This window comes from Micromonospora sp. I033, from assembly GCF_053890995.1.
The window spans coordinates 1-7,945 of the sequence record NZ_JBSSLX010000242.1 but is presented as its reverse complement, the minus strand read 5'-3'; the positions used below and the strand labels follow the sequence as shown (position 1 = coordinate 7,945).

Below are 7,945 nucleotides of genomic sequence, written 5' to 3'. Positions count from 1 at the left end.
GACGACGTCGTTCGTGCACGGGAGACACCGGTACCTGGTGCCGGTCACGCCCGACCGCGGCCCGTACGGGCGGGGTCGGGCGCGCACCTACGCCTGGCCGGAGAACGCCGTCGAGGTGACCCCGGAGGAGCTGGGGCGGGCCGAGGTGGACCTGGTCGTGCTGCAACGGCCCGAGGAACTGGAGCTGGCCGGGCGGTGGCTGGGCCGCCGTCCCGGCCGGGACGTGCCGGCGATCTACGTCGAGCACAACACCCCGAAGGGCGACGTGCCGAACACCCGCCACCCGATGGCCGACCGGGACGACCTGCTGCTCACCCACGTCACCCACTTCAACGAGCTGTTCTGGGACAACGGCGGCACCCGCACCGCGGTCGTCGAGCACGGCATCGTGCCGCCGAAGGTGGAGTGGACCGGCGAGCTGGATCGGCTCGCGGTGGTCACCAACGAGCCGGTACGCCGCTGGCGGGTCACCGGCACCGACCTGATGCCGCGCTTCGCCGCGGTCGCCCCGCTGGACGTCTTCGGCATGGGGGTGACCGGGCTGCCCGAGCGGCTCGGCCTGCCGGCGGACCGGCTGGCCGTTCACGACGACCCGCCGCAGGACCGGATGCACGCCGAGGTGGCCCGGCGGCGGGCCTACCTGCACCTGTGCCGCTGGACGTCGCTCGGGCTGAGCCTGATCGAGGCGATGACCATCGGCATGCCGGTGGTCGCGCTGGCCACCACCGAGGCCGTGGACGCCGTACCGGCCGACGCCGGGGTGCTGTCCACCCGGGTGGACACGCTGATCGAGGCGGCCCGCTGGCTCGCCGGGGACCGCGACGCCGCGTACCGGATGGGGGCGCGGGCACGGGAGGTGATGAAGGAACGCTTCGGGCTCGACCGGTTCCTCGCCGACTGGGACCGGATCATGAAGGAGGAGACATGCGCATCGCGATGATTTCGGAGCACGCCAGCCCGCTCGCCGTCCTCGGCGAGGAGGACGCCGGCGGCCAGAACACCCACGTGGCGGAACTCGCGGCCGCGCTGGTCGGCGAGGGGCACGACGTCCGCGTCTACACCCGCCGGGACGCCACCACCCTGCCCGAGTCGGTGTCCACCTCGGACGGCTACCAGGTGTGCCACGTGCCGGCCGGGCCGGCGCGGCGGGTGCCCAAGGACGAGCTGCTGCCGTACATGGGTGAGTTCGGCAGCTGGCTGGCGGACACCTGGCGGCGGGGCGACTGGACCCCGGACGTGGCGCACGCGCACTTCTGGATGAGCGGGCTGGCCACGGTGCACGCCGGCCGGCGGACCGGGGTGCCGACCGTGCTGACCTACCATGCGCTGGGCACGGTCAAGCGCCGGCACCAGGGCGCCAAGGACACCAGTCCACCAGGGCGGATCGGCTACGAGCGGACGCTCGGCCGGGCCGTGGACCGGGTGATCGTGCAGTGCGAGGACGAGGTCCGGGAGCTGGTCCGGATGGGCGTGCCCCGGTCCCGGATGGCGCTGGTCCCGTCCGGCGTCAACCAGGCGGTGTTCCGCCCCGACGGGCCGGTCGCCCCGCGCGACCCGGCCCGCCCGCGCATCCTCACCGTCGGCCGGATGGTGGAACGCAAGGGCTTCCTGGAGGTGGTCCGGGCGCTGCCCGCGGTGCCGGACGCCGAGTGCGTGGTGGTCGGCGGCCCGCCGGCCGACCTGCTCCCCGCCGACTCGTTCGCCCGGCGGCTGTCCGCGCTGGCGGAGTCGTGCGGCGTGGCCGACCGGGTGAAGCTGGTCGGCGCGGTGCCGCGCGAGGAGATGGGCGCCTGGTACCGCTCGGCGGACGTGCTGCTCGCCGCCCCCTGGTACGAGCCGTTCGGGCTCACCCCGCTGGAGGGGATGGCCTGCGGGGTGCCGGTGATCGGCACCAACGTGGGCGGCATCGCGGACACCGTCGTGGACGGGCTCACCGGTGACCTGGTGCCGCCGCGCGACCCCCGCGCGCTCGGCACCGCGCTGCGCCGGCTGCTGGCCGACAAGGTCCGCCGGTTCGCGTACGCCACGGCCGCGCTCGACCGGATCCGCAGCCGGTACTCCTGGAAGCGCTGCGCCGAGCAGCTCGGCGCGGTCTACGCCGCGCTGAGCACGGCGTCCCGGCCGGCGTCGGCGGTGGCCTGATGACCCACCACGACACCCTCGACGCCCACCTCTCCGGGCTGGCCGCGGCGCTGCTGCCGTACCGGCGGGAGGCCGAGCGGCTGGCGGGCTGGGGCACCGAGCTGGCCTGGACGCTGGCCCGGGGCGGGCGGCTGCTGGTGGCCGGCAACGGCGGCAGCGCCGCCGAGGCCCAACACCCCACCGCCGAACTCGTCGGCAAACTCCGCGACGACCGCGAACCCCTCTCCGCCATCGCCCTGCACGCCGAGACCTCCGCACTCACCGCCATCGGCAACGACTACGGCTACGACGAGGTCTTCGCCCGCCAGGTCCGCGCCCACGGCCGACCCGACGACATCCTCCTGCTCATGTCCACCAGCGGCACCAGCACCAACCTCCTCACCGCCGCCCGCGCCGGCCACGACACCGGCCTGCGCTGCTGGGCCTTCACCGGCCCCGCCCCCAATCCCCTCGCCGACCTGTGCCACGACGCGCTGGCCGTGCCGTCCCCCGACAGCCAGGTGGTGCAGGAGCTGCACCTGGTCTCCACACACCTGCTCTGCGAGTACGTCGACCAGGCGCTGCCGCTGATCCGGCAGCTCCCGACCGCCTCCGTCCCGACGCCCCGGGCCGGCACGTACGCCCGGTCGGCCCCGTCGGCGCCCCGAGGGTCGGCTCCGGAGCGGCCGGACGGTCGCGGCCGGCACGACCGGCCCGGCCGGGACGGCCTGGTGCTGGCGGCGGTGGACGGGGCGGTGCCGCTCACCGGCACCGCGCCCGGTCGCAACGGGCGTCACGGCCCGAACGGGCACGGCGCCGACGGGCACCACCGGAACGGCTCGACCGGCACCGGGTGGGTGGAGCGGTGAGCGGGCCGCTGGTGGTGGTCGGCGACGCGCTGCTGGACCGGGACGTCACCGGTGTGGTCGGGCGCGTCGCCCCGGACGCGCCGGTACCGGTGCTCGACGAGCGATCGGCCACCGAGAGGCCCGGGGGGGCCGGGCTCGCCGCACTGCTCGCCGCCGCGCAGGAAACCGAGGTCGCGCTGGTCACCGCGCTCGCCGACGACGCCGGCGGGGCCCGCCTGGCCGAGCTGCTGGCCGGGGCGGGGGTGGCGGTCTACCCGATGCGCCTGCCCGGCGCGACGGCCGAGAAGATCCGGCTCCGTGCCGGCGGGCAGACGCTGCTCCGGCTGGACCGGGGCGGCGAGCCGCAGGCACCCGGCGAGCCGACCGAGGCCGTGCTGGAGCTGCTCGCCCGGGCCCGGGCCATCCTGGTCAGCGACTACGGTCGCGGCCTGGCCCGGCAGCCCACGCTGCGCGCGGCGCTGGCCGAGGCGGCCGCCCCGGTGGTCTGGGACCCGCACCCGCGCGGCCCGGCCGCGGTGGCCGGTGCCCGGCTGACCACGCCCAACCTCGCCGAGCTGCGCGGGCTCACCGGCGACGCGGGGGCCGGCTCGGCGCTCTCCACCGCCACCCGCGCCGGCCACGAGCTGCGCCGCCGGTGGCGGGTCGGCGCGGTCGCCGTGACCATGGGGCCCGACGGGGCGGTGCTCTGCCACTCCGGCAGCACGCCGCTGGTCGTGCCGCCGCCGTCCACCCTGGAGCACGTCGAGGACACCTGCGGCGCCGGGGACCGGTTCGCCGCCACCGCCGCGCTGGCGCTTGGCGACGGCGCGTCGGTCGCCGAGGCGGTGCAGGCGGCGGTCGAGGCGGCGTGCGGCTATGTGGCGGCCGGCGGTGCCGCCGGCCTGCACGGAACGCCGGAGCCGCCCGCCGCGCCGGCCGCCGCGCGCACCGCCGAGGAGCTGGTGGCCGCGGTACGCGCCGACGGCGGCACGGTGGTCGCCACCGGCGGCTGCTTCGACATCCTGCACGCCGGCCACCTGGCCACCCTCCAGGCGGCCCGCCGCCTCGGCGACTGCCTGGTGGTCTGCCTCAACTCCGACCGCAGTGTCCGGGGCCTCAAGGGGCCGGAGCGCCCGGTCAACCCGGAACAGGACCGGGCCCGGCTGCTGGCCGCCCTGGACTGCGTCGACGCGGTGGTGGTCTTCGACGAGCCCACCCCGCACCAGGTGCTCGCCCGGTTCCGCCCCGACGTCTGGGTCAAGGGCGGCGACTACGCCGGCGACGGCGCGCCCGAGCTGCCCGAGGCGGAGCTGGTGCGCCGCTGGGGCGGGCGGGTCGTCACCGTCCCCTTCCTGACCGGCCGGTCCACCACCGGCACCATCTCCGCCGCGCGCCAGCGCGGCCTCCACCTGATCAAGGGAGCGGTATGAGCGAGCGTCAGCGAGCGAATCATCAACGCAGTGCGCCTCAGGGCGGCACGGAGCGGAGCGGAGTGCCGGCATGAGCAGGGACATGAACGGGCGGGCGGTCCTGGTCACCGGCGGGTCGAGCGGCCTCGGGGCGGCCGTGGTGACCGCGGTGGGCAAGGCCGGCGGGCGGCCGTACGTGCTGGACCGGCAGCCGCCCGCCGACGGGGTGCCCTGGGTCGAGTGCGACCTGGCCGACACCCGCGCCGCCGAGGCGGCCACCCGGCAGCTCGCCGAGCAGGCCGGCGGCCTGGCCGGTGTGGTGACCGCCGCCGGCATGGACGTGCCCGGCCGGCTGGCCGACGTCGACGGCGCGACCTGGGACCGGATCGTCACGATCAACCTGCTCGGCACCGCCGCGGTGATCCGGGCCGCGGTGCCGCACCTGGAGCGGGCGCACGGCACGGTGGTGACCGTGGCGTCCACGCTGGGCGTCAAGGCGGTCAGCGACGCGACAGCCTACTGCGCGGCGAAGTTCGGGGTGGTCGGCTTCACCCGGGCGCTCGCCGCGGAGCTGGCCGGCCGGGTCGGCGTCACGCTGCTCATCCCGGGCGGCATGCGGACGGCGTTCTTCGACGACCGGGACGAGCGGTACAAGCCCGGCCCGGACGCCATTCTCAACGACCCGGCGGACACCGCCGAGGCGGTCCTGTTCGCCCTCTCCCAGCCGCCCGGCTGCGCGGTACGCGAGCTGGTGGTCTGCGCCGAGCAGGAGTCCTCGTACCCGTGATCCTCGTCCTCCGGGCGCTCGGCGTCGGCGACCTCGCCACCGGGGTGCCGGCGCTGCGCGCGCTACGTGCCGCGTACCCCGATGGCGAGCTGGCGCTGGTCGCGCCACGCTGGCTGACCCCGCTGGTCGAGCTGGTCGGGGGCGTGGACCGGCAGGTCTTCGCGGACGGGCTGGGCCACCTCGCGTGGTCCGGCCCGCCGCCGGCGGTGGCCGTGAACCTGCACGGCCGGGGTCCGCAGTCGCACCGGATGCTGGCCGAGGTCCGGCCGCGGCGACTGCTGGCCTTCGCCAACGCCGAGGCCGGCTGGCCCGACGGCCCACCGTGGCGGGCCGAGGAGCACGAGGTGGACCGGTGGTGCCGGATGCTGGGCTGGTACGGCATCCCGGCCGACCGCACCGACCTGGCGCTGCGCCGGCCCGGGCCCGGCGGTCTGCCGACCGGGGTGACGGTGGTGCACCCGGGCGCCAAGGCGACGCAGCGGCGCTGGCCGCCGGAGCGCTTCGCGGCGGTGGCCCGGGAGCTGGCCGGACGGGGCCACCGGGTGGTGGTGACCGGCGGCGCCGGCGAGCGGGGCCTCGCCGTCGAGGTGGCCCGCGGGGCCGGGTTGCCGGCCGACGCGGTGCTGGCCGGCGCGACCGACGTCGGCGAGCTGGCCGCCCTGGTCGCCCACGCCCGTCTGGTGGTCTGCGGCGACACCGGCGTCGCCCACCTGGCCACCGCCTTCGCCACCCCGTCGGTGCTGCTCTTCGGTCCGGTGCCGCCCGCCTGGTGGGGGCCGCCGCCGGACCGGCCCTGGCACGAGGCGCTCTGGGTCGGGCCGCGCCCGGCCGGCGCGGGCCCCGCGCCGCATCCGGCGCTGGCCGAGCTGGACGTGCCGGCGGTGCTGGCGGCCGTGGACCGGGTGACCGCGGCCGCCCGGTCGCGGACCCGGGCGGTGGCCGCGCTCCTGGTTCCGGCGCAGCCGGCGGCGCGCGAACCGGCGCGCTCCGGCGGCCGACCACCCCTTGCTACCCGCCGGTAGCTTCGCGCCGTAGGCTGGGCCGGTGAGCGGGGAGTACACGCAGGAGTTCGTGGACGTCGACGGGGCCCGGATCGGCGTCCAGGTCTACCCGGAGCCCGACGGACCGCCGGGGGCGCCGGTGGTGGTGATCTGGCCCGCCATGGGGGTCCGCGCCCGCTACTACCGGCCGTTCGCCGCCGCGCTGCGCGACGCCGGGCTGGCCGTCGTCGTGGCCGACCTGCGGGGCACCGGCGAGAGCACCCCGATCCCCACCCGCGGCTGCCGGTACGGCTACGCCGAGCTGGCCACCGACGTCGGCGCGGTGCTCGACGCGCTCAAGCCCCGGCTCGACGGCCGGACCCGGCTGCTGCTCGGGCACTCGCTCGGCGGCCAGGTCGCGGTGCTGCACCAGGCGCTGCACGACGCGGACCGGGTGGACGGGCTGGCCCTGGTGGCGGTGGGCATCCCCTGGTGGCGCGGGTACCCGGGGCTGCGCGGCTGGGGCGTGCTGCCGTACACCCAGGGCATCGCGGCGACCGCCCGGTTGCTCGGCGTCTGGCCCGGCTGGGGGTTCGGCGGCCGGCAGGCGCGCGGGGTGATCCGGGACTGGGCGTACACCGCGCGGACCGGGCGCTTCCCGGTGCTGGACGGGGTCGACGCCGAGGCGGCCGTCCGGCGGGTCCGCACCCCGGTGCTCGCGGTCAGCGTCGACGACGACCAGTACACGCCGCACGAGACGCTGGACCACCTGTGCGGCAAGCTCACCGGCGCGCCGGTGACCCGGCACCGCTACACCGTCGCCGAGGCGGGCGCCCCGCTGGACCACTTCACCTGGGTACGCGCCGCCACCCCGCTGGCCGCCCGGGTCGCCGCGTTCGCCGGCTCGCTGCCGCCCCGCTGACCGGGACGCCGGGGACGGCCGGGCCGGAACCCGGCGGGTGGAGCCACCACCCGGAGAACGGGTGCGTAGCCGCGCCGAAGGTGGGTAAGCCGCACCGCCCGAACACGGCGGAGGGGGATCAAGGATGTCCGAACGGCACACCGCGTTGCGCTCGATGCACGATCTGGGCCTGGCGGCCTGGTTCGGCGGCTCACTCATGGGAGCGCTCGGCGTCAACGGCGCGGCGGCGAAGATCAACGACTCGACCCAGCGGCTGCCGATCGCCTCGGCCGGCTGGGCCCGCTGGACGCCGGTCAACGCGGCCGCGATCGGCGCGCACCTGGCCGGCGCGGTCGGCGAGCTGGTTACCGAGAGCCCACGGGTGGCCAGCCAGGCCGGGGTGGCGAAGATGAGCACGGTGAAGACGGCGCTGACCGTGGGCGCGCTGGCGGTGACCGGCTACAGCCGGCTGCTCGGCATGCGGCTGCAGAAGGCGGGCGGGCCGCCCGTCGAGGGGGCCACCGAGCCGAACTACCAGACGCCCTCGAACGTCGCCGCCTCGCAGCGGCAGATGAAGCTGCTCCAGTGGGCGATCCCGGCGATGACCGGCGCGCTGGTGGTGGTGTCGGCGTACATGGGCGAGCAGCAGAAGCCCGGACAGGTGTTCCGGGGCCTGCTCGGCCGGGCCGGCGGGCTGGCGACCGCCCCGGCGGCGATCGGCAGGATGACCGGGATGGGCGCGCACAAACGACAGATGGCCATGGCCGGCAGGTGACCCGCCCGCGGTCGGCGTCCCACGTCAACGGTGGGTTGCCGGCCGCGTGGCGTACCCGGGTCCGGCGCATGGCCGGGCCGGTGACGGGCAATCAGCGCGGGCACGGGAATCGAGCCCAGGTGAG

The 7,945-nt window shown here is 76.9% G+C and carries 6 protein-coding genes and 2 pseudogenes; all 8 read left to right on the top strand.

Features of this window, described 5'->3' with window-relative positions:
* Window positions 1–940 (top strand): glycosyltransferase (locus ACW0Q9_RS26860; RefSeq protein WP_456185950.1); only part of this gene is annotated, 940 nt, incomplete at its 5' end.
* On the top strand, window positions 925–2,142 hold the full coding sequence (locus ACW0Q9_RS26855) for a glycosyltransferase (protein ID WP_456185948.1): 1,218 nt from the start codon (window positions 925–927) through the stop codon (window positions 2,140–2,142). The genes ACW0Q9_RS26860 and ACW0Q9_RS26855, both read left to right, overlap by 16 nt.
* Window positions 2,142–2,712: pseudogene (locus ACW0Q9_RS26850) on the top strand (D-sedoheptulose-7-phosphate isomerase); the annotation flags it as partial. The gene ACW0Q9_RS26855 and the pseudogene ACW0Q9_RS26850, both read left to right, overlap by 1 nt.
* A gap of 274 nt (window positions 2,713–2,986) precedes the next feature.
* Window positions 2,987–4,399, top strand: a complete 1,413-nt coding sequence (locus ACW0Q9_RS26845) for a PfkB family carbohydrate kinase (protein ID WP_456185946.1) — start codon at window positions 2,987–2,989, stop codon at window positions 4,397–4,399.
* Window positions 4,400–4,469: 70 nt separating this feature from the next.
* A complete protein-coding gene (locus ACW0Q9_RS26840; RefSeq protein ID WP_456185944.1) occupies window positions 4,470–5,165 on the top strand; it encodes an SDR family oxidoreductase in 696 nt (231 codons plus the stop codon).
* Window positions 5,162–6,109, top strand: a pseudogene (locus tag ACW0Q9_RS26835) (glycosyltransferase family 9 protein); the annotation flags it as partial. The gene ACW0Q9_RS26840 and the pseudogene ACW0Q9_RS26835, both read left to right, overlap by 4 nt.
* A gap of 100 nt (window positions 6,110–6,209) precedes the next feature.
* On the top strand, window positions 6,210–7,067 hold the full coding sequence (locus ACW0Q9_RS26830; protein WP_456185942.1) for an alpha/beta hydrolase family protein: 858 nt from the start codon (window positions 6,210–6,212) through the stop codon (window positions 7,065–7,067).
* 124 nt (window positions 7,068–7,191) lie between these two features.
* The gene (locus ACW0Q9_RS26825) at window positions 7,192–7,821 is read left to right on the top strand and encodes a hypothetical protein (RefSeq protein ID WP_456185940.1); all 630 of its coding nucleotides are present in this window, start codon (window positions 7,192–7,194) and stop codon (window positions 7,819–7,821) included.
* Window positions 7,822–7,945 lie beyond the last annotated feature (124 nt).